The sequence below is a fragment of the Geminicoccaceae bacterium genome (assembly GCA_020638465.1).
Lineage (GTDB): Bacteria > Pseudomonadota > Alphaproteobacteria > Geminicoccales > Geminicoccaceae > JAGREO01.
Genome location: JACKIM010000002.1, coordinates 786,391 through 807,671 on the forward strand (window position 1 = coordinate 786,391; position 21,281 = coordinate 807,671).

18 protein-coding genes are annotated in these 21,281 nt (G+C 64.1%); 8 read left to right on the plus strand and 10 right to left on the minus strand.

Annotated features, from left to right (window positions below):
* Together H6851_14040 and H6851_14045 are read right to left on the minus strand one after the other, a co-directional pair.
* Nucleotides 1-555 carry a TRAP transporter small permease gene (locus H6851_14040; GenBank protein MCB9944725.1) on the minus strand — a complete coding sequence of 185 codons (555 nt, stop codon included), beginning with the start codon at nt 553-555 and terminating at the stop codon, nt 1-3.
* A 203-nt stretch (nt 556-758) separates the two neighbouring features.
* Nucleotides 759-1,544, minus strand: a complete 786-nt coding sequence (locus H6851_14045; GenBank protein ID MCB9944726.1) for an SDR family oxidoreductase — start codon at nt 1,542-1,544, stop codon at nt 759-761.
* Between the two features lie 196 nt (nt 1,545-1,740).
* Here H6851_14045 and H6851_14050 point away from each other — a divergent pair, with 196 nt between their 5' ends.
* From H6851_14050 to H6851_14065, 4 genes are all read left to right on the plus strand, one after another.
* Nucleotides 1,741-2,865 (plus strand): M23 family metallopeptidase, encoded by a 1,125-nt coding sequence (locus tag H6851_14050; GenBank protein MCB9944727.1) that lies wholly within the window; start codon nt 1,741-1,743, stop codon nt 2,863-2,865.
* 113 nt (nt 2,866-2,978) lie between these two features.
* Complete coding sequence (locus tag H6851_14055; GenBank protein ID MCB9944728.1) at nt 2,979-4,013, plus strand: YeeE/YedE family protein; 1,035 nt, start codon at nt 2,979-2,981, stop codon at nt 4,011-4,013.
* A gap of 109 nt (nt 4,014-4,122) precedes the next feature.
* Complete coding sequence (locus H6851_14060) at nt 4,123-4,881, plus strand: TIGR02186 family protein (protein ID MCB9944729.1); 759 nt, start codon at nt 4,123-4,125, stop codon at nt 4,879-4,881.
* A 7-nt stretch (nt 4,882-4,888) separates the two neighbouring features.
* Nucleotides 4,889-5,389 carry a universal stress protein gene (locus H6851_14065; protein ID MCB9944730.1) on the plus strand — a complete coding sequence of 167 codons (501 nt, stop codon included), beginning with the start codon at nt 4,889-4,891 and terminating at the stop codon, nt 5,387-5,389.
* A 73-nt stretch (nt 5,390-5,462) separates the two neighbouring features.
* On the opposite strand, the gene H6851_14070 is transcribed toward H6851_14065, so the two are convergent.
* The 7 genes from H6851_14070 to H6851_14100 form a co-directional block, all read right to left on the minus strand.
* Nucleotides 5,463-6,248: a hypothetical protein gene (locus tag H6851_14070; GenBank protein ID MCB9944731.1), complete on the minus strand. Its 786-nt coding sequence runs from the start codon at nt 6,246-6,248 to the stop codon at nt 5,463-5,465.
* Between the two features lie 72 nt (nt 6,249-6,320).
* A complete protein-coding gene (locus H6851_14075) occupies nt 6,321-7,121 on the minus strand; it encodes an alpha/beta hydrolase (protein ID MCB9944732.1) in 801 nt (266 codons plus the stop codon).
* 24 nt (nt 7,122-7,145) lie between these two features.
* A complete protein-coding gene (locus H6851_14080) occupies nt 7,146-7,904 on the minus strand; it encodes a glucose 1-dehydrogenase (protein ID MCB9944733.1) in 759 nt (252 codons plus the stop codon).
* Nucleotides 7,901-8,950: a transketolase family protein gene (locus H6851_14085; GenBank protein ID MCB9944734.1), complete on the minus strand. Its 1,050-nt coding sequence runs from the start codon at nt 8,948-8,950 to the stop codon at nt 7,901-7,903. Before H6851_14085 ends, H6851_14080 begins: the two co-directional genes overlap by 4 nt.
* Complete coding sequence (locus H6851_14090) at nt 8,947-9,801, minus strand: transketolase (GenBank protein ID MCB9944735.1); 855 nt, start codon at nt 9,799-9,801, stop codon at nt 8,947-8,949. The genes H6851_14085 and H6851_14090 overlap by 4 nt, the downstream gene beginning before the upstream one ends.
* Before the next feature lie 178 nt (nt 9,802-9,979).
* The gene (locus H6851_14095; protein MCB9944736.1) at nt 9,980-11,164 is read right to left on the minus strand and encodes a flagellin; all 1,185 of its coding nucleotides are present in this window, start codon (nt 11,162-11,164) and stop codon (nt 9,980-9,982) included.
* Between the two features lie 171 nt (nt 11,165-11,335).
* On the minus strand, nt 11,336-12,550 hold the full coding sequence (locus H6851_14100) for an O-antigen ligase family protein (protein MCB9944737.1): 1,215 nt from the start codon (nt 12,548-12,550) through the stop codon (nt 11,336-11,338).
* A 394-nt stretch (nt 12,551-12,944) separates the two neighbouring features.
* Between H6851_14100 and dnaK the strand changes: the two genes are divergently transcribed.
* Both dnaK and dnaJ read left to right on the plus strand, forming a co-directional pair.
* The gene (gene dnaK / locus H6851_14105) at nt 12,945-14,855 is read left to right on the plus strand and encodes a molecular chaperone DnaK (GenBank protein ID MCB9944738.1); all 1,911 of its coding nucleotides are present in this window, start codon (nt 12,945-12,947) and stop codon (nt 14,853-14,855) included.
* A 109-nt stretch (nt 14,856-14,964) separates the two neighbouring features.
* Nucleotides 14,965-16,101 carry a molecular chaperone DnaJ gene (gene dnaJ, locus H6851_14110; GenBank protein ID MCB9944739.1) on the plus strand — a complete coding sequence of 379 codons (1,137 nt, stop codon included), beginning with the start codon at nt 14,965-14,967 and terminating at the stop codon, nt 16,099-16,101.
* 84 nt (nt 16,102-16,185) lie between these two features.
* Here dnaJ and H6851_14115 read toward each other — a convergent pair whose 3' ends face one another.
* Nucleotides 16,186-17,475 (minus strand): hypothetical protein, encoded by a 1,290-nt coding sequence (locus H6851_14115; GenBank protein MCB9944740.1) that lies wholly within the window; start codon nt 17,473-17,475, stop codon nt 16,186-16,188.
* 326 nt (nt 17,476-17,801) lie between these two features.
* Between H6851_14115 and H6851_14120 the strand changes: the two genes are divergently transcribed.
* Both H6851_14120 and polA read left to right on the plus strand, forming a co-directional pair.
* Nucleotides 17,802-18,491 (plus strand): lipid-binding SYLF domain-containing protein, encoded by a 690-nt coding sequence (locus H6851_14120; protein MCB9944741.1) that lies wholly within the window; start codon nt 17,802-17,804, stop codon nt 18,489-18,491.
* A 75-nt stretch (nt 18,492-18,566) separates the two neighbouring features.
* On the plus strand, nt 18,567-21,281 hold the full coding sequence (gene polA, locus H6851_14125; GenBank protein ID MCB9944742.1) for a DNA polymerase I: 2,715 nt from the start codon (nt 18,567-18,569) through the stop codon (nt 21,279-21,281).

Here is a 21,281-nt window from a genome sequence, read left to right on the forward strand (position 1 = left end):
CTATTCCCTCACTTCTTCGGCATAGCTGTCATGGGATTCGACCAGCCCCCTGTCGGGATCGCCGATGCCGATGAGGGTGCGCAGGGCATGTCCGAGCGAGACGAGCAGCAGCAGGAACCCGCCCAGGGGCACCGCCAGGTAGACCCAGAACATGGACAGCTGGAAGCTGGAAGCGACCTGTCGCGCTCCCAGTTTGGCGAAGAGTCCGCCCTGCCAGATAAGCATGACACAGACGAGGATGATCACCACGTTGATGAGGAAAAGCGCGACCTGCCGCGCGCGTCCCGACAGTGCCGCGGGCAGGACGTCGATGCTGACATGGGCACCGTCGCGCAGGGCGACCGGCGCGCCGACGAAGGTCAGCCAGACCATGAGGTACTTGGCGGCTTCCTCCGACCAGGGGATGGCGTTGTTGAGGGCGTATCGCCAGAACACCGCGCAACTCAGGAGGACGGCGAGCCCGCCGACAATGAGAATCACGGCAAGGCGACAGATGCCGAGCACCGAATTGTTGATGCCCTGCAAGGCGCCGGCTGCGCGCTCCAGGGCGTTCAAGACCCTTGCTGTCCTGATTGATCCTGCCAGAAATTCAATGGTTTCCTCCCCGATAACCATTGTGCCGAATTCCCGATCGGTCGCGACCGATCGAACTCGACAGTTGTGAATTTCCTCATCTGTCGAGCTTGATAACGTGAGACTTGTCGCCATGGCAATACCGATTGCCCGGCCGCGGACCAGTGTCGGAACGATGCCCGGGGTCAGCCCTTTTGTGTCGCGGCACCCGTCGTGAACCCGCCACCGGCGACATCGAGGCGTGTTCCCGACACGAATGACGCCTCGTCTCCCAGAAGCCAGGCGACGGCCGCGGCCACTTCCTCCGCGCGGCCCAGGCGGCCCATGGGAATGGTCGCCTCCACGGCAGCGCGCTGTTCGCGGTCGGTGCGCAGGGATCCGACCATGTCCGTCTCGGTGACGCCGGGACGGACCGCATTGACCCGGATGCCTTCGCCCGCGACTTCCTTGGCCAGGGCCAGCGTGAACAGGTCCACGGCTCCCTTGCTGGCGGCATAGTGGGTGGCGCCGGGCCGGCCGCCGGCAAAGGCTGCCATCGACGAGATGTTGACGATCACACCGCCCTTACCGCCAACTTCGGCACGCGTGGACATGCGCCGGACCGCCTCGCGGCAGCAGATCATCAGCCCCACCACATTCACGTTGAAGAGGCGGGCAAGGGTGGCCGCATCGGCATCCTGAGCACGCATGTGTGAACTTATCCCGGCATTGTTCACCAGACCGTGAATGCTGCCAAAGTGCTTGTCGACGGCGTCAAACAGTCCGACGACGTCGTTCTCGACGCCGACATCGGCGCGAAAGCAGGCAGCACGGCCGCCCTCATCGGCGATCTGCCGTTCCACCTGCCGTGCCGCGGCCTCGTCGTCGCGATAGGCGATGGCGACCTGAAATCCGGCCTGTGCGGCCTTGCGGCACGTGGCGGCTCCGATTCCCCGGGACCCACCGGTGACGATGACGGTTCGTGCGGGCATGCCTGTTCCTCCCCATTTCCGATGTTTGCGCTGCAAGCCGGGAAGGATTGCAGCGGGCGTCATTCCCTTCGAGGCGTTAACCTGGGCTTTACCTTACTGCTTCATAGAAAGGAGCATTGCAGTTTCCGGCACGATGGATGCCGGATTGAACCGAAGCCTCATACCGCACCCCTCTCGGGATAGCAGCAGGGTCAGCATGAAAAAGTCAAACGGACATGTCGGCGAAGTCAAGGGCCATGTCAGCCCGAGATTGGCCATGGCGGGCATGGCCGTGGCTGTCATGTTGACCTGGCTCGCCGATCCGGGCGGTCCGGCGCAAACGACAGGCAAACCGTCGGTTGTGGACCGGAACCTCGCGGAGGATGCCCCGGAGATCGACACCCGACAGGCGCTTTCCGTCGTCGGAAGAACGCTTGCTCTGCTCGAAGACGAAATGTCGGGCAGGGAAGCCGTCTTGCGCAGGGTCGAGGTCGACCGTGCGCTGACGGTTGATCGCTATCGTCGATTGACCAGCAAATATGAGCGCATCGCGGGTGAGTTGCGAGCCGCGCGGGGAAGGGGCATCGGCGAAGCGTGGAGGATCGACCGTCTTCAGCAGGAACTCGATCGGGTCGGGGAGGTGCAGGAACGCGAACTGGGCGGCATCCGCCAGTGGCTCGACGACCGTACGGCGCAGGTGACATCGCTCATCGCCCAGTTGGGAATGGACCACAAACTACCGGGCGAAGTCGTGGAACCCGCGGCCGGGCCCGATCGCCGCGGTGGAAGCGGCGGACCCTTGCAGCTCGTCGAGGATGGTTTCGTCGAGCTGCCTTCCGCGCAGGACGACGCCCGCCCGATGGCAACCGCGGTGGCTGTCGACTTCCGGCGGCTGGAATCCGCGGAACGGCTGCTGGCGGGGCTGCCGCTCGCGGCACCGCTCGATTATTTTTACATCACCAGTCCGTATGGCCGGCGGGAAGATCCTCTCACGCATGGCCGTGCCATTCATGGCGGGCTGGATCTGGGTGCCGCGCGGGGGTCCAGGGTCCGTGCGACGGCCCGGGGAAGGGTTGTTCGCGCGGGTCGGGCCGGGGCCTATGGCATTCTTGTCGAAATTGAGCACGAGCATGGTGTCATCACCCGTTACGGTCATCTTTCCAAGGCCCTGGTGTCGGCCGGGGATGAGGTCGGCCTGCTCGATCCCATCGGCATCATCGGCAGTACGGGACGTAGCACCGGCATTCATCTCCACTATGAGATTCGTGTCGATGGTATGACACGCAACCCCGGACGCTTCATCGAAGCCGGCCGCAGCATGATGGCACTGTTCCAGAGCTGACTTGTGGCGGGTTTGAGCGATCGTGCGATTGCTCTATGAGCGTTGGCGACGAGCATGGCGATGTCCTTCGGGCATGAGCCCTGTTCACCAATCGCGGAAGGGGAGCGCGGGCGATGGAAGGGGGAAGCGGTCTGCTCGGCCCGGTGGCGGCGGGGCTTGGCATCGGCATGGCCGTCGGCGTCATGCTGGAGCGCAGCCGTTATTGCACCATGGGCGCGCTGACGGACCTGTTCCTGTTCGGCAGCTGGCGGCGGTTGCGGGTCTGGCTCGTGGCCGCGGCCATGGCCATTGCCGGCACCTCGGCATTTTCGCTCCTGGGTATCGTCGATCTCGACCGTTCGCCGGTCGTCGATGCGGCAAGGGCATGGCCGGCGATGGGGGTCGGGGGATTGCTGTTCGGCATCGGCATGGTGCTGGCCGGCGGCTGTGCCAGCCGCTCCCTGGTACGATTCGCCACCGGTAGCATGAAGTCTCTCGTTGTTCTTCTCCTTATGTCAATATTCGCCATTTCGGTTACACAAGGTCCTCTATCCCGCCTGGTCGCCCCGCTGCTGCATCCGGGCTTGCCGGAATGGACCGGGTCCCATCCGTTGGTGATGACGACGCTGGGTGCCGTCGGCGCCATTGCGCTGGGCATTGCCTGCATCAGCCGCCAGCGGGTTCGCGGCGAACGTGCCGGGATGTGGCTCGGGATCGGCCTGGGGGCTGCATGCCTTGCCGGCTGGCTCCTGACCGGTCCCGGGTTTGCCGGCGAAGCGCCGCGCTCGCTGGATTTCGCCGCGCCAACGGGCTTCCTGCTGCTCTCGTTCATCGACGGTACGCTGCCGCCGAGTCCGCTGCTGGCCGGTGCTGCCGCGGGCGTGCTGGCCGGTGCCGCCATCTCGGCCGTGGCGAGCGGGTCGTTTGCCATCGAAACGTTCTCCGACCGCGGCGACATGCTTCGCCATGCGTCGGGGGGTGTCCTCATGGGAATTGGCGGCGGCCTTGCCTTCGGCTGCACGGTGGGGCAGGGGATCACCGGCCTTTCCACCCTCGCACCGGGCTCGTTCCTCGCCGTGGCCGCGATGGTCGCCGGCTGCAGGCTGGGACTGCTCCACCTCGAAGGGCGCATTCGCTGGCCGGCGCGATCCCGGAATCCGGCAGATTGACCCGCCACCCGATGCATCAGTCGGCCGCGAAAGGATCCACGGTGACAATTCTGACGTTTTCATAACAGCTCCGCGACCATAGAATAGGGACACGCACATGAGGGAATGAATGACGTTGCGAAGGCTCGTCCTCCTTTTGCCCTGCCTGCTCGCGGTCGCGGCCATCGTGCCGAGGCCGGTGGCGGCACAGGGCGTGGTTGCCGATCTCTCCGATCACCTGATCGCGATCACCACCGCCTTTTCGGGCACCGACGTGCTGCTGTTCGGCGCGCTCGACGAGGCCGGTACCGATGTCGCGGTCGTCGTGCGCGGACCGGAAACCGACGAGATCGTGCGCCACAAGACCCGTGTGGGCCCGATCTGGCTCAACACCGGGGAAATGACCTTCGCCAAAGCCCCGTCCTACTACGCCGTCGCTTCGAGCAAGCCGCTCGAGGAACTGGCCGATCCGGGCGAACTGCGGCGGCACGGCATCGGCACGCACAATCTCGGCTTCGAGCGCATGGCCAGCCCCAGGGCATCACCCGGGGAGGTCCGCCCCTTCGTCGATGCCCTGATCCGCAACAAGCAGCGGGAGGCCCTCTATACCTCCCACGCCGTGCCGATCCGCTTCATAGGCCCGAGGCTTTTCCGCACGACCCTGTCCTTCCCCGCCAATGTGCGGCCGGGCCAGTACGAGGTCCAGGTCTTCGAAGTGCGTGATCGTGCGGTGGTCAGCGCCCAGCACAACGCGCTCCTCGTCTCCAAGATCGGCGTCGAGGCCGATATCTACGACGCCGCCCACCGGCATCCCGCCCTCTACGGCCTCGCTTCGGTTGTCCTCGCCATCGTCGCCGGCTGGGCGGCCAGCGTCATGTTCAAGAAATAGGTGCGCCATGTCCGAAGAAGCATCCAGTTCGCAGAATGCCGAGAACGGGCGCATCTTTCTCGTCGTCGTCGACGATACCGACGAGATGCGCAACGCCCTGCGCTTCGCCTGTCGTCGCGCCGAACATACCAAGGGACGCGTGGCGCTGCTCTACGTCATCGAGCCCGTCGAGTTCCAGCACTGGATCGGCATCGGCCGGATGATGGAGGAGGAAGCCCGCCAGGACGCCGAACAGCGGCTGCAATCGCTGGCCGACGACGTCTTCCGCCTCACCGGAACGCTGCCCGCCGTCTACCTGCGCGAAGGCTCGCGGGCCGAGGAACTGCTCAGCCTGCTGCATGAGGATCCGACCATCTCCCTGCTGGTCCTCGGCATGGCCAGCGACAAGAACGATCCCGGCCCGCTGGTCACCTACCTGACCAGCAACATGGGCCGCAACAACCTCTCCGTCCCCATGACCCTCGTTCCGGGACAGCTCACCGAGGAGCAGATCGACTATCTGAGCTGAGGAGAGGCAGGGAAAAGCGGGGAACAGGCCAAATTCCACCATTTTTACTGTAGAATAACCCCGTGCGAAGGCGTCAGGGGATGCCGGAGAGCGATTTTCCGAACACGGGGTGGGGTTTGCAGACCGGCAGCGGCCGCCTCGCCGGCACGGGCTGCACGGGCGGCGGCGGCAGGTCGGGGAAATCACCGGGCGGAAGCGCACGGATGAGGCGCAACTCGTCCGGCGCGAAGATCGCGAAGGCACCCGCCTGCGGGGTCGTCATCATCGCGTCGAGGATATGCTCGTGGAGACTTTTCAACAGGCGGGACCGTCCCCTGGCGCGGAGCCTTTCCTCCTCGCCGCGGGATTTCCTCGCCCTTGCGGGTTTCGCCGCTCCGGGAGTGTCCTCCGTGAGCGACCATGGCACCGGGCAGACATCCGGCACGTCGATCCCTCTGGCCACCGACTTCAGCAGCGAGGTGATGATATTCCCCATTCCCCTGCGTCCGGCACGATCCAGCCATGCCCTTTCGGCACCATCCGCCGATGCGACGGATTGCGCCAGGGAGTTGTCCTGCAACCGGCGGAACCAGTCGCGGGAGTGGAACAGCAGCAGGCGGTGGAGGATCGCCCGGAGGCCATGACCGCCATGTGGGGATAGTCCCGCCCGCATCGCCGACAGGACACCCGCCACATGCGGCAGATGTTCCAGCCCGTCGACCTCCGCCACATCAAGCCGGACCTGCGGCCCCGCCAGCACCCCGCGCCGCCCGGTCGCCACCAGCCAGCACACCTTGAGAAACCGAGGCGCGCCCCAGCGAAAGACCCGGCCGGCGAGTTTGCGCGGCAATATGGGGGGTGTGGGAGAGGTGGAGGACATGGGGGGAGGTTATGATGCAAGGGCAGTGTGAGAGTCAAGGAATATTTTCTTATATCCATTGACCCGACCCGGTTATCGGTCCAGCACCGGCATCCCGGCGAGGAAACGGGCGATCAGGCCGGCGACGTGTGCCGTGGCTTCACGATGGGGAACGTGGCCGATGCCGCCGAGGATTTCGACATGACCGGCCCTGCCCGCGATGCGTCGCGGATGCTCGCTTGAGCCGTACTGGTCGAGTTCGCCGTGAATGACCAGAGCGGGGCAGGCACGGTGCCCGATGGCCGCATCGAGCGTCCAGTCCGCGAAGTCGGGCGAAAGCCATGTCGTCGTCCAGGCATCGAGGACCCAGCCGGCCTTGCTTCCGTGATATCGTTCCAGCCTGGCCATGTTTTCGGGCCTTTCGAACTCCTTTCTGGCGAGAATGATGCCGTTGCGGGTGACATCCTCGACGAAGGCCTGCGCTCCCATGGTCACGAGTGCGATGCAGTTCTCCCGGTGATGTGCCGCCGCCTCGACGGCCATGCCGCCGCCGATGCTGTGACCGCAGGCGATGAAGCGGGCAAAGCCCAACTCCCGTTGCAAGAGCGGGATCGTCCTGCGGCTCTCCAGCTCGACGAAGTCGCGCTCCAGCCGGCCGGGATGCGGATCGGAGCGGCCGAAGCCGGGGCGGTCATACGCCACGATGGTCCGTCCCGTCTTCTCCGCCAGCACCTGCGGGAAATCGCGCCAGAGTTCGACACATCCCAGGGAGTCGTGGAACAGGAGGACAGGTGCATGGCAGGGATCGTCCGACGGGTGCCACGAACGTGCGAAGAGATGCCGGCCGTCCGCTGCAAGCCGCCAGTCATGGATACGCATTGCGGTCGGGGTCATGTCGTCGACGTCGCCAATGCCCGCTCAGTGGATCAGCGATCCGCCGTTGACGTCGACCTCGCTGCCGGTGACATAGGCCGAGAGGGACGATGCAAGGAACAGGCAGCAGCCGGCGACATCGCCGGCTTCACCGGCCCGTCCCATGGGAATGCCGGACAGGATGCCTTCGAGCATCTGCGGGGTCAGCCTGCCGGCCGTGATGTCGGTGGCGATGAAGCCCGGACAGACGGCGTTGACGCGGATCCCGTCGGGGGCGAGTTCCCGGGCCATGGCCTTGGTCAGCCCGAGAATGCCGGCCTTTGCCGCGGCATAGTGCGGGCCGCCGAAAATGCCGCCGCCACGCTGGGCCGAGACCGACGAGATATTGACGATCGAGCCCGACTTGCGCTGGCGCATCGCGGGAATGACGGCCTGGCTCATGTAGAGTGTGCCGCGCAGGTTGACGTCGAGCACCGCGTCGTAGTGGGCGGGTTCGATGTCCATCAGCTTCAGGGGCTGGGTGATGCCGGCATTGTTGACAAGGATGTCGACCTGACCGAATGCGTCCAGGACGGATCGTGCGGCGTCGTTGCATGCCGTCCGGTCGGTGACGTCGCAGGCGAGCCCCAGATGCCCCGCACCGAGATCGGCAGCGGCGGATCGGGCGGCACCCTCGTCGAGGTCGAGCACGGCCACACGGGCCCCGTGGTCGGCGAACATCCGGGCCGTGGCCCTGCCGAGGCCCCTTGGCGAGGCGGCACCGGTGACGATGGCGACGCGATTTTCCAGCAGCATGACGGTCATGTCCAGGCCTTGATCTGCTCGACGACGGCAGCGGTCGAGATGCGGTACTGATCGTGCAGGGTTGGTAATGCCCCGGCATCGAGAAATTCGTCCGGCAGGGCAATCTGGCGGAACGGCACGTGAATGCCGCGGCGCATCAGGGCAGCCGCCACCGCCTCGCCGAGGCCGCCGGTGACCGAGTGGTTCTCGGCGGTCACCACCAGCCGTCCGCCACGGCCGGCCTCGGCGGCGATGGTCGCTTCATCGAGCGGCTTGATGGTGGACGAGTGCAGGACCGCACAGTCGATCCCGTCCCGGGCAAGTCGCGTTGCCGCATCCAGTGCGCGCATCGTCATCAGGCCCGAGGACACGAACAGCACGTCCCTGCCATCGCGGACCAGCCTGGCCCTGCCGATCTCGAACCGGTAGCCGGATGAACCGAGCACGTCGGGAACCTGGCCGCGCAGCAGGCGCATGTAGACCGGTCCCGGATGATCGGCGATGGCATGTGTCGCCTGCGCGATCTCGGTGGCATCGCAGGGGTCGATGACCGTGAGCCCCGGCATGCCGCGCATGATCGCCAGATCCTCCGTCGCCTGATGGCTGGGGCCGTAGCCGGTGGTCAGTCCCGGCAGTGCGCAGACGATCTTCACCGGCAGGGCCTCTTCGGCGATCGCCATGGCGATGAAGTCGTAGGCACGGCGCGAGGCGAAGACCGCATAGGTCGTGGCGAACGGGATGAAGCCCTCGCGGGCGAGACCCGCGGCCGCCGAAATCATCACCTGTTCGGCCATGCCCATCTGGTAGAACCGGTCGGGGAAGGCCTTCGCGAAGACATGGAGGTCGGTGTATTTCGACAGGTCGGCGGTCAGGCCGACGATCTGCGGACGCTGCCGGGCAAGTTCGACCAGCGCATGTCCGAAGGGGGCGGCGCGGGTCTCGCGGCCCTCGGCATCGAGCGAGGCGATCATGGCGGAGGTGGTCAGCCTTTCGCCGTCCGCCACGCGAGGGGCGGTACGCGGCGTGTATTTCGACTTCCGCCGCGACAGGGAGCCGGTCGCGCTCATTCGGGCTTCTCCTCGTCCAGTATGGCCCGTGCCTTCGCCCATTCCCCGGGTTCCACGCGGATGAAGTGGGTAATCTCGCGATCTTCCAGGAAGGGCACGCCCTTGCACATTTTCGTCCGGCACACGATCACCCTCGGGCGCGGTTCGTCAAGCATGCGGGCGGTGTCGAAGGCGCGCACGAGGGCCTCGATATCGTTGCCGTCGACCTCCTGCGCATGCCAGCCGAAGGCCGCCCATTTCTCGCCGATGGATCCGGTGCACAAGGCGTCGGTCGTCCTGCCGTCGGCCTGCTGGTCGTTGAAGTCGATGATGGCGATGAGGTTGGAAAGCCCGTGCTGGACGGCCGACATCACGGCCTCCCAGGTCGACCCTTCGCCGAGCTCGCCGTCGGACAGGAGGTTGTAGACGAATGCGGGGTTGTCCTTGCGCCTGAGGCCGAGCGCCATCCCGACGGCGATGCCGAGGCCCTGGCCGAGCGAGCCTCCGGTGATCTCCATGCCGGGCGAGTAGGCGGCCATTCCCGACATCGGCATGCGACTGTCATCCATGCCATAGGTGGCGATCTCGTCCTCGGGCAGGATCCGGGCCTCGATCAGCGCGGCGTAGAGGGCGATGGCATAGTGTCCGATGGACAGGAGGAAGCGGTCGCGCAATTCCCACTGCGGATCGTCGGGGCGATAGTCCAGCGCGTGAAAGTAGGAAACGGCGAGGACATCGGCGATGCCCAGGGCCTGGCCGATATAACCCTGGCCCTGGATTTCCCCCATCGACAGGGCATTGCGCCGGATCTGCCAGGCCCGCCGGGCGAGGCTGACATTGGCAGCCCGGACGGCGGGCTTGCGGCTGGACATGGATCCTCCCTCCTGATCGATCCTGACGACCGGGAGGATCTCATGGGCCCTGTCCGCGAACAATCCTCAAATGTCGAACGCGACGCTCGCGCTCGACATGGTGTTTCGTGCGGCCCAGGGGAAGGACATGGGGCCGGAACGGTGACGGGATACCTCGACCTGATGGGCGGAAGACCGGTCAGCCAAGGAGCTTGAGGAGCTGCTGGGGCATCTGGTTGGCCTGTGCCAGCATCGAGACCGAGGCCTGCATCATGACCTGCTTGGACGAGAAGTTGCTCATCTCGCTGGCCATGTCGACGTCCATCAGCGTGGACCGGGCGGCATCGAGGTTCTCGATCGAGGTCGCCAGATTGGCCGAGGCGAATTCGAAGCGGGAAATGGCGGCGCCGATATTGGCCCGGTCCTCGTTGATCTGGGCAATCGCGTTGTCGAGGATATCGCCCGCCTTGATGGCGCCTTCGCGGGTGCGGATGTTGGCCCGTCCCGTTTCCACGCCGGCACCGTCGGCATCGGCGAGGGTGCCGGTGCTGACATTGCCGAGCCTGGTGATGCGGATGTCATCCAGCCCGACCTCGATCGTGTCGGCCGATGATACGCCGACCTGGAAGGAGACCTCGTTGTTGGTGATGTCGAGATTGGTGGCGGTGACGGCAGTGGTTCCGTCGAACTTGTCCAGGGCCAGGGTGATGCCCGTGCCCTCGAATACCACCGCACCGCTGTAGGCTGTCTTGTCATCCGCGGATGCGGTGACGGTCGCGGTGAAGGCCGTGCCGGCCTGATCGGTATAGGTGAACGTCATCGCCTGCTTGGCGTCGGCCGTCGTGGTGGTGGCCGCCGTCGTCATGCTTAGGGTGGCGGTGCCGTCGCCGGTCACGACGTCGGCGGTGCCGCTGATGTGCACCCCGGCAATATCCGTGGCGCCAGCGACGGTCACGCCGGTGTCGCCGTTCAACAGCGTCATGCCGTTGAACTTGGTCTGGCTCGCGATGTTGTCGATCTGCGAACTGAGCGCGGTGAATTCCTTGTCGAGGAAGTTCCGTTCATTGTCGGAGATCGAGCCCGACTGGGACTGCACCGAAAGGGCCTTCATGCGCAGCAGGATGTCCGATACCTGCGACAGCCCGCCATCGGCGACCTGCAGCATGCTCGAAGCCTGCCCGGCATTGACCTTCGCCTGCTTGAGTGCCGTGACGTCGGCCTTGACCTTGGTTCCGACAGCCAGCGAAGCCGCGTCATCGGAAGCCTTCACGATCCGCGATCCGCTCGACAGCTTGGCAAGAGAACTCGAAGCCATGGAGTTGTTGCGGTCGAGATATCGAAGTGCGGTGCTGGCGCTGGTGTTGGTCGTCGCTGTCAAGGCCATGAATGTGCTCCTGCTGCCGAGGCGGAATCATTGCTCCGGACTGTTAAATGCCACTTGCGGATGTTCTTGTCCGGGTGACCTAATCCTTCTAGCGGCAAGTTATTAATGATTCGTTGTCGTTAATGGAAATGTCACCACGAGCCCGCCGGTCGTCCGGGTCATCGGCAACCCTCAGGCCGGCTGGGGTGACAGGGGTTCCTGAATGACGGGCCGTGCCGGCTGGGTCAGGGCGCAGCGCAGGCGCTCTTCCTGGAAGGTGACGATCAGCAGCAGGCCATAGATGGTCGAGATCTTTTCACCGATGAAGACACTGGTCCAGCCACCGAGGATACAGAAGACTGCAAGAGCGAGACTGTAGGAAAGGGCGCCGGTGGCGCGCTGGTACTTCAGTCCCTGGCGGATGACCGCCAGAAGGAACAGGGTGTATATGATGCAACCGATCATTCCGCTCTCGAATGTCGTCTGCAGCCACAGATTGTGCGCATGCCCGGGCGCCCAGTTGTTCCACAGGCTGTAGAAGTGCTTTTGATAGGTACCGAAGCCGAATCCGCCGAGTGGTCGCTTGTGTATCTCCTCGATCGTGAGCTGCCACACGATGAGCCGCCCCGACAATGTGTCCTCGCCGCCGCGGCTGACCAGCGGCAGGATGACGTCGACGGCGACATACAGGCCGCCTCCGACGACGAAGGCCGCGATGATGGCCCACGTCTTGGCCGCGCCTTCGAGGTGGAAGAAGGCGACGATGAACATCGTTATCACGAAGAATACCGCCAGCGATCTCCCCTTGGTCGCCAGAAGCGTGCCCAGCAGGAGCAGGGCGAGCAAGACGATCAGCCCGCGGGCCGGTGTCGCGTCGGCGCGCTTGCGGTTGAGATACCAGATGGTCATGAGCAGAAGGCCGGCAATACACACGAGCGCCATGGTCTGCTGATGGCGCATCACGCCCTTCATCCGCCAGGTGTCCTCCGTCCCCTTGACCCAGCTCATTCCCAGTGCCGCACCGATCCAGCTCACCACCACGGCGAGGACCAGCCAGCCGATGAAGACGAATGCCGTACGCTGCGGATGCTCGTCGCTGAGTGAAAGGGCCGCGAGCATGGCAATCCACAAGGCGAAGATGTGATTGCGCCCCTCGACGGGGCCGATGGACCAGAACTGGGTGATACCCACCCAAAGCAGGTAGGACAGGAACAGCACGAAGGGCGGGCTGACCAGCACGGATTGACGGATGCGCAGCAGCAGCGGGACCCTGGCCAGCATGACCACGGTGAAGATGCCCAGGGCCACCGGCATCCAGATCCGCCGTTCGTCCTCGCCGACCCGCACCGAATGACCGTCGACGAGAAAGATCGCCAGGACGAACAGGATGATTGTCATCAATCGCATGTCTGAAACACCGTCATGTCATGAGATCCAGCCCGGAAACAGCGATATCCGGTGCCGCAGGGCTGTCCCGTTGCACAAGCTCGTGGCCCCATATTCCGCCATGCTGTACGATCATGTGTTAACGTCGCGTTGACGGTTGTCGGTTTATATCCTTTCGCGAGAGAGACGGCCTTGTCTTTTCCCGGCCTGTGGCTCTTCGACAAGGGTATGTGAAAACACTTGAAATGGCCCGTACCGCCCCGGTTGCAGCCGTGCACGACCATTCTTATATGAGCCTAAGACCGGGCATGAATTCAGGCGAGGCCGCTGAACGGCCCTTCGCGCGATGGTCGCAAGGCATGTCCGAAGAGTTTTTCACGACAGACGTTTTTCGCGTCTCACGCGAGGTTGAGGAATGAGCAAGATCATCGGGGTTGACCTGGGCACGACCAATTCCTGTGTCGCCGTCATGGATGGCAAGGATGCGCGGGTTATCGAGAACGAGGAAGGCATGCGGACGACACCGTCCATGGTTGCCTTCACCGAGGACGGAGAAGTGCTGGTCGGCATGCCGGCCAAGCGTCAGGCCGTCACCAATCCGGAAAACACGCTTTTCGCCGTCAAGCGGCTGATCGGGCGCCGGTTCGACGATCCTGTCGTCGCCAAGGACAAGGACATGGTGTCCTACAAGATCGTCAAGGCGGACAATGGCGATGCATGGGTGGAGACGCGCGGCGAGAAGAAGGCGCCGTCGCAGATTTCCGCCGAAGTCCTCAAGAAGATGAAGCAGACCGCCGAGCGCCATCTGGGCACGACGGTGGACAAGGCCGTCATCACCGTTCCGGCCTATTTCAACGACAGCCAGCGCCAGGCCACCAAGGATGCGGGCCGGATCGCCGGTCTTGAGGTGCTGCGCATCATCAACGAGCCGACGGCCGCCGCTCTCGCCTATGGCATGGACAAGGGCGAGAACCAGACGATCGCGGTCTTCGACCTTGGCGGCGGCACCTTCGACATCTCGATCCTCGAGATCGGCGATGGCGTGTTCGAGGTGAAGTCGACCAATGGCGACACCTTTCTCGGTGGCGAGGACTTCGACCTTCGTCTCATCGACTACATGGCCGATGAGTTCAAGAAGGAGAACGGCATCGACATCCGTGGCGACCGCCTGGCCCTCCAGCGTCTCAAGGAGGCCGCCGAAAAGGCCAAGGTCGAGTTGTCGTCCACGCAGCAGACCGAGGTGAACCTGCCGTTCATCACGGCCGACCAGACCGGCCCCAAGCACCTGACGATGAAGATCACCCGCGCCAAGCTGGAAATGCTTGTCGACGATCTCATCGAGCGGACGATCGCCCCGTGCAAGCAGGCGCTCAAGGACGCAGGTCTCACGGCGGGTGACATCCACGAGGTGATCCTTGTCGGCGGCATGACCCGCATGCCCAAGGTCGTCGAGAAGGTTAAGCAGTTCTTCGGCAAGGAGCCGCACAAGGGCGTCAATCCCGACGAGGTGGTGGCGGTCGGTGCGGCCATTCAGGCCGCTGTCCTGTCGGGCGAGGTCAAGGACGTCCTGCTCCTCGACGTCACTCCGTTGTCGCTGGGTATCGAGACGCTCGGTGGCGTGTTCACCCGCATCATCGACCGGAACACGACGATCCCGACCAAGAAGAGCCAGGTATTCTCCACGGCCGAGGACAATCAATCGGCAGTGACCATCCGGGTCTTCCAGGGCGAGCGCGAGATGGCGGCCCAGAACAAGCTGCTGGGGCAGTTCGATCTGGTTGGTATTCCCTCCGCACCCCGCGGCGTTCCGCAGATCGAGGTCACCTTCGACATCGACGCCAACGGCATCGTCAACGTGTCTGCCAAGGACAAGGCCACCGGCAAGGAACAGCAGATCCGTATCCAGGCATCCGGCGGCCTTTCCGAGGACGAGGTCGAGAAGATGGTCCGCGAGGCGGCCGAGCACGCCGAGGAGGACAAGAAGCGCCGTTCGCTGATCGAGGCCCGCAATCAGGCGGACGGGCTTGTCTATTCGACCGAGAAGAGCCTGCGCGAGCATGGCGACAAGGTCGACCAGCAGACACGTTCCTCGATCGAGGCGGCGGTGGCCTCGCTCAAGGAGGCTGTCGAGGGTGAGGATGCCGACGCGATCAATACCCGCGTGCAGGAGCTGGCCCAGGTGGCGATGAAGCTGGGCGAGGCGATGTACGCCGACCAGAAGGACGATGGCGACGGCGATGCGAAGCCCGATTCCGCCTCTGCCGGCGACGGCGTCGTCGATGCGGAGTTCGAGGAGGTCGATGACGACAAGAAGCGTTCGGCCTGATCCGGGTCGATGAAGGTTGGCGCCGGTAACCGGATGACATGGTGGGCAGGCCGCTCACCATGTCATGGTTGCCGGCGTTTGTTGTTCTCCTTGCAGGGGATGTTTTCGCGTGGCGAAATCTGACTATTACGAAATTCTAGGTGTCGCCCGTGGTGTCTCCGACGGTGACCTGAAGCGGGCCTATCGCAAGCAGGCGATGCGCTTTCATCCGGATCGCAATCCGGGTGACAGCGAGGCCGAAGCCCGGTTCAAGGAGGTCAATGAAGCATACGAGATTCTCAAGGATCCACAAAAGCGGGCCGCCTATGACCAGTATGGCCACCAGGCATTCGAGCAGGGGGGCATGGGCGGTGGCGGCGGCTTCGATTTTTCCAGTTTCGCCGATGTGTTCGACGATCTCTTCGGCGATTTTGTCGGTGGCGGTGGTGGAAATGGCCGGCGTCGCGGCGGCAATCGCGGCGCGGATCTCCGCTACAACCTGACGATCACGCTCGATGAGGCGTTTGCCGGCAAGAAGGCCCAGATCAAGGTTCCCACCTCGGTCGGGTGCGATGCCTGCGACGGAAGCGGCAGCGAAGGCGGAGCCGAGCCCGTGACTTGCGCCACCTGTCGCGGAGCGGGACGGGTGCGCAGCCAGCAGGGCTTCTTCACGGTCGAGCGCACCTGCCCGAGCTGTCAGGGGGCCGGCAGGATGATCACCGATCCCTGTCAGGAATGCGGCGGTTCCGGGCGGGTGCACCGGGAAAAGTCCCTGGCTGTCACCATTCCCCAAGGGGTGGAGGATGGCACCCGCATTCGTCTTTCGGGTGAGGGCGAGGCGGGGTTGCGCGGCGGGCAGCCGGGCGATCTCTACATCTTCGTCAGTGTGGCGCCGCACAGGATCTTCCGCCGTGAAGGGGCGAACATCTTTTGCCGCGTCCCCATCCCGATGACACGTGCAGCACTCGGTGGCGATATCGAGGTGCCGACCATCGACGGCAAGCGTGTGCGCATGCAGGTTCCCGAAGGGACGCAGACGGGCAAGCAGATCCGCCTGCGCGGCAAGGGCATGACGGAACTGCACGGGCATGCCCGCGGCGACATGTTCGTCGAACTGGTCGTCGAGACACCCGTCAATCTGACCCGGCGCCAGATCGAACTGCTGCGCGAGTTCGAGGATGGTGGAAAGGACAAGACCGACCAGCATCCCGAGTCGAACGGTTTCTTTTCCCGGGTTCGCGAGCTCTGGGACGACCTGACCGACTGAGTCCCGGCCATGGGTCGATGCCGCCGCCGTGGGTCAACACGGGGCGAACGCGAATGGTGGTGATATGACGGCAGGAGAATGATTTCAGCTGGCGGTTTGTGCCGATCTGAGAAGCTCGATGACCGTGGCGGCTGTCCAGGTGAAGCGGTCTCCGCCGCAAGGTTCGCCCGTGTGCGGATTGTAGTATTCGGCAAAGCCGCTTTCGCGGATCAGTTCGAGACTGTGCCGTCGGATGAGGTCGGCTGACGATCTTTCGCCGCCCCTGGCCAATCCGTCGGCGATCATCGCATTGACGATCAGCCACACCGGGCCGCGCCAGTAGCGCCGGGCATCGAAGCGCGGGTCGGCAGGGTCGTGCGATGGCACGAGGAATTTCGCCGAACTGCAAAGGTGTCCAATACGGTTGGAAAGCGCGGTGATCCGCCGGGCCGGAATATCGGCGAAGGCCGGCAGGATGCCGCCGGACGAGGCGCTGTCGACGAGCGTGCCGGAGACCCGGTCGAGGCTGACATATTGACCGTGCCTGTCGCTCCATAATCCTTCCAGGGCATTCAGTCCCCGATGGGCGAAATTCCTGTTTCGGGTTGCGATCTCGCTTTCCCCCAATGTTTCCGCCAGGTCCGCGACATCGGCGCAGGCGCGCAGCAGGATCGCGTTGAAGCCCGGATCGACGACCCTGAACGGTGAGGCTTCATGCAGCCTGGAATTGTCCCAGCCGAGCCCGCGAAAATGTTCGACCAGCCAGACGAAGCGGTCGTACTGCTCCTGCGTCGGCCGATGGGCCGCGTCGGCGTGATCGAGGTCGCGGCGGCGATAGGGCGCGATACCTTCCGTCGGTACCCTCCCGAAGGCCTCGTCCCAGTCGACGGAGTTGTCGCGGCCGGATTCCCACGGGTGAAGAATGGCCACAAGTCCCTGATTGTCGGGATCGCGGTGGGTGAAGAACCACTGATGCCAACGGTCTACAGCATGCAGAAGCCGCCTCGCGCGGGGTTCCACCGCGTGGCGATCGGACGAACGTTCGAACAGTCGCGCGATGGCGAAACCTGCCACGGCGGGTTGGGTAATGCCCGAAGTCGGAACGGGCCTTGCGCAGTCCCACACTTCCGGACCCGGGAAATAGCCGTCATCCGCAACATGGAAAATGATGTGCGGGACCATCCCGTCGGGCCATTGATGGGCGAACAGTGTCTCGATCTCGCGCCATGCACGATCCTCGTCGATATGGGCGAGGCCCAGTGCGGTGAGGCAGGAATCCCAGTTCCACTGAAAGGGATAAAGCCCCCTGGTGGGGACCGTGTAATCGCCGCGATCATTTTCCCTCAGAACCGCCGCGGCCCTTTCGAACAGCGCCGCATCGTCGCTACCCGTCATCGCCATCCCCGCGGGATTGCCGGCCCGGCATTCCCGATCCTGTCCAGTGGAAGATGGGGCAGACCTAGCCACTGCCGTCCGGGTTGTCCACGGCTTGCGTTGCGCCCCCGCCCGGCACCGGTCCGGCCGGCCGCGGGCGTTATTCCCCTCTTGTGGCGGATCATGGCGGACTTTCCGGGAGTGTGGACATGCCAACACATTTCCAACGGCAGCTGCGTGGAGGATGCGGCTTTACCTTGACCCGGAGGTCGACGCCTCTAGTTTTTCGCCGTCAAGCGCGGTCGCTGGTTCCGACCGGGTCATGTGCTTCCCGTGAGGTATGTTCCGTGTTCCATCGCATCCTTGTGTCGAACGTCATGCTTGCAGCGCTGCTGCTGTGGCCATTCGCGTCATCGGCGCAACAGGCCGTGTCGAATGAGCAGCAACGCGTGATCGACCGGGCACGGATCGTTGTCGAGGACTTCCTCGACGATCCCGATCTCGAACATATCGATGTCTACGTGAAGAATGCCTATGCCGTGTTCATCGTGCCGGACATGCTTCAGGCGGGGTTCATCATCGGTGCCGAATACGGGCTGGGCGTCCTGCTCGTCCGCAACTTGCAGACCGGCGACTGGAGCGACCCGGCATTCTACGACATCTATAGCGGCAGTCTCGGCCTGCAACTCGGCGGCCAGGCCTCCGATGCGATTTTCACCATCATGAACCTCGATGCGATCAACAAGCTGCTGACCTCGAAATTCAAGCTCGGTGCGGATGCCAGCATCGCCGTCGGCCGTGTGGGTGCGAGTGTCGGCGCGGGTACGACAGTCCGGTTCGGCGAAGACGTCTACCTGTTCTCGCGCAACAAGGGGCTGTTCGGCGGACTGGCGCTCGACGGGTCCGTCGTGCTCCCGCGGCAGGACTGGAACGATGCCTATTACGGGGCCGGCACGACACCGAAATCCATCCTCAACCAGATCAAGCCGGTGACGCCGCAGACCCAGGGATTGCGCGACGCCCTGGGCCAGTTCTGAGTGCCGCGGCTCCTGCCGCATTCTGCCGCCATTGCAGCTGTCGTCATCCTCCTCATACGCTGCTAGGTTCGGCACATGAGCGAATCACGCAAGAAACTCGTCCTGATCGATGGATCGGGATACATCTTTCGCGCCTTCTTCGGCCTGCCGCCGATGACGCGGCCGGACGGAACGCCGGTAAATGCCGTCTTCGGCTTCTCCTCCATGATTTTCAAGCTCATGCAGGACTGGCCCGACGATGACATGATCGTCGTGTTCGATGCCAGCCGACGCAGCTTCCGCACTGAACTCTATGCCGAATACAAGGCCAATCGTACCGATCCGCCGCCGGAACTGGTGCCGCAATTCCCGCTGGTGCGCGATGCCGGGCGGGCCTTCGGGCTTCCCGTGGTGCAACTGGAGGGATTCGAGGCCGACGATCTGATCGCCACCTATGCGCGGGCCGCCCGCGAACGCGGTCAGGAGGTCGTGGTCATTTCCTCGGACAAGGACCTGATGCAGCTGGTTGGCGACGGTATCGCCATGTTCGATCCGATGAAGGGCAAGGCCATCGGCCCCGAAGAGGTCGTCGAGCGGTTCGGCGTCGGTCCCGAACTGGTCCGCGACTGTCTGGCCCTGGCCGGTGACACGTCGGACAATGTACCCGGTGTGCCTGGTATCGGCGTGAAGACCGCAGCCCAGTTGCTCGGCGAATATGGGTCGCTCGAAAGCCTGCTGGAGCGTGCCGGCGAGATCAGGCAGCCCAAACGGCGGCAGAACCTGATCGAGCATGCGGACATGGCGAGGCTGTCGCGCGATCTGGTCTCGTTGCGCGAGGATGTGCCGTTGCCGGTCGGGCTCGATGAGATCGGCCGGGCCGATCCCGACCCGTCGACATTGCTCGCCTTCTTCCAGGAGAACGGCTTCCGCAGCCTGATCGGCCGGATCGAGCAGGTGGCGGACCAGGCGGAGAGCGACCGCAGGGAGCAGGCCGGCCGTGCGGTGTATTCGGCCATGACGGACATGGCCGAACTCGATGCACTCATCGAGAAGGCTTGCGAGGCAGGTCATCTGGCCTTCGATACCGAAACCACGTCGTTGCGCATCGTCGAGGCCGAGCTTGCGGGAATTTCCCTTAGTGTGGAGGAAGGGCGCGGATACTACCTGCCGCTCGGGCATGTGGACGAGTTCGGCCAGAAGGTCGGCGGCCAGCCCGAACTGGAGGCTGTCCTCGACCGGCTGCGCCCGGTGATGGCCGATCCGTCGGTCCTGAAGATCGCCCACAACGCCAAGTACGACGCCGGCGTGCTCGACAAGTACGGTATCGCCATCGCGCCGGTCGATGACACCATGCTGCTGTCCTACGTTCTCGATGGCGCCAGCCACGGTCATGGGCTGGACGAACTGGCCGAACGTCATCTCCAACACCACACGATCACGTACGAGTCGGTCTGCGGCAAGGGCGCGAAGCAGATCCTTTTCACGGAAGCGCCGCTGGAAAAGGCCGCCCCCTATGCCGCCGAGGACGCCGAAGTGGCTCTCCGTTTGTGGAAAATCCTCAAACGGAGACTGGTGGAAGAACGCATGGTCACGCTCTACGAGCGTTTCGAACGGCCGCTGGTCCCGATCCTGACGCGCATGGAGCTTGCCGGGATCAAGGTCGACCGGGCCCATCTGCAGCAGCTGTCCTCGCTGTTCGGCCAGCGCATGGCCGAGCTGGAAGAGCGGGCGATGGCGCTTGTCGGCCATACCTTCAACATCGGATCGCCCAAGCAGCTGGGCGAGGTGCTGTTCGACGAGATGGGCATCGAGGGCGGCAAGAAGACCAAGACCGGGGCCTATGCGACGGGGGCGGAGGTGCTGGAGGCGCTGGCGGCAGGCGGTCACGAACTGCCGCAGGTCGTGCTCGACTGGCGGCAGCTGCAGAAGCTCACCCGTACCTACAGCGAAGCCCTCGTCGCCGATATCTCGCCGGCAACCGGCCGGATCCACACTTCCTACGCCATGGCATCGACCTCCACGGGCAGACTGTCCTCAACTGAACCCAATCTCCAGAACATACCCATCCGTACCGAGGAAGGGCGCAAGATCCGCGAGGCGTTCGTGCCTGAGGAGGGTTTTACACTGGTTTCCGCGGATTATTCCCAGATCGAGCTGCGGGTGCTGGCCCACATGGCCGATATCGACGCCCTCAAGGATGCGTTTGCGAAGGATACCGACATTCACCGGGTGACGGCGGCACGCATGTTCAGGAAGCCGCTGGACGAAGTGGGTAGCGATCTTCGCCGTTCGGCGAAAATGATCAATTACGGGATCATCTACGGTATCGGAGCGTTCGGTCTCGCACAGCGGCTGGGGATCCCGCAAAAGGAGGCGAAGGCCTTCATTGATGCCTATTTTGAAGAATATCCCGGAGTGCAGGATTATATGGAGCGGGCCAAGGCGACGGCGCGCGAGCAGGGATATGTGACCACCCTGTTCGGCCGACGCTGCCATGTCCCCGAGATCAACGCCAAGTTGCCGACACGGCGCAACTATGCCGAACGGCAGGCGATCAACGCGCCGATACAGGGATCGGCTGCCGACATCATGAAACGGGCGATGATCCACGTGGCGCATGCGCTCGAACGCGAGAAGATGGACACCCGGCTGCTGTTGCAGGTCCATGACGAACTGGTGCTTGAGGTGCCGCACGATGAACTGACGGCGCTGGAAGACCTCGTGCGTTCGGTGATGGAAGGGGCGGCATCGCTGAGCGTTCCGCTGGTGGTCGATGTCGGCCACGGTCCGAGCTGGGATGCCGCTCACTGA

What these genes read in the sequence shown, in the direction of transcription:
- H6851_14080 (MCB9944733.1), bottom strand. Translation starts at nt 7,904, where the DNA reads ATGACCGTCATGCTGCTGGAAAATCGCGTCGCCATCGTCACCGGTGCC.
- H6851_14115 (MCB9944740.1), bottom strand. Translation starts at nt 17,475, where the DNA reads ATGACGGGTAGCGACGATGCGGCGCTGTTCGAAAGGGCCGCGGCGGTT.
- H6851_14100 (MCB9944737.1), bottom strand. Translation starts at nt 12,550, where the DNA reads ATGCGATTGATGACAATCATCCTGTTCGTCCTGGCGATCTTTCTCGTC.
- H6851_14055 (MCB9944728.1), top strand. Translation starts at nt 2,979, where the DNA reads ATGGAAGGGGGAAGCGGTCTGCTCGGCCCGGTGGCGGCGGGGCTTGGC.
- polA (MCB9944742.1), top strand. Translation starts at nt 18,567, where the DNA reads ATGAGCGAATCACGCAAGAAACTCGTCCTGATCGATGGATCGGGATAC.
- H6851_14060 (MCB9944729.1), top strand. Translation starts at nt 4,123, where the DNA reads ATGACGTTGCGAAGGCTCGTCCTCCTTTTGCCCTGCCTGCTCGCGGTC.
- H6851_14065 (MCB9944730.1), top strand. Translation starts at nt 4,889, where the DNA reads ATGTCCGAAGAAGCATCCAGTTCGCAGAATGCCGAGAACGGGCGCATC.
- H6851_14075 (MCB9944732.1), bottom strand. Translation starts at nt 7,121, where the DNA reads ATGACCCCGACCGCAATGCGTATCCATGACTGGCGGCTTGCAGCGGAC.
- dnaK (MCB9944738.1), top strand. Translation starts at nt 12,945, where the DNA reads ATGAGCAAGATCATCGGGGTTGACCTGGGCACGACCAATTCCTGTGTC.
- H6851_14070 (MCB9944731.1), bottom strand. Translation starts at nt 6,248, where the DNA reads ATGTCCTCCACCTCTCCCACACCCCCCATATTGCCGCGCAAACTCGCC.
- H6851_14085 (MCB9944734.1), bottom strand. Translation starts at nt 8,950, where the DNA reads ATGAGCGCGACCGGCTCCCTGTCGCGGCGGAAGTCGAAATACACGCCG.
- H6851_14045 (MCB9944726.1), bottom strand. Translation starts at nt 1,544, where the DNA reads ATGCCCGCACGAACCGTCATCGTCACCGGTGGGTCCCGGGGAATCGGA.
- H6851_14090 (MCB9944735.1), bottom strand. Translation starts at nt 9,801, where the DNA reads ATGTCCAGCCGCAAGCCCGCCGTCCGGGCTGCCAATGTCAGCCTCGCC.
- H6851_14050 (MCB9944727.1), top strand. Translation starts at nt 1,741, where the DNA reads ATGAAAAAGTCAAACGGACATGTCGGCGAAGTCAAGGGCCATGTCAGC.
- H6851_14095 (MCB9944736.1), bottom strand. Translation starts at nt 11,164, where the DNA reads ATGGCCTTGACAGCGACGACCAACACCAGCGCCAGCACCGCACTTCGA.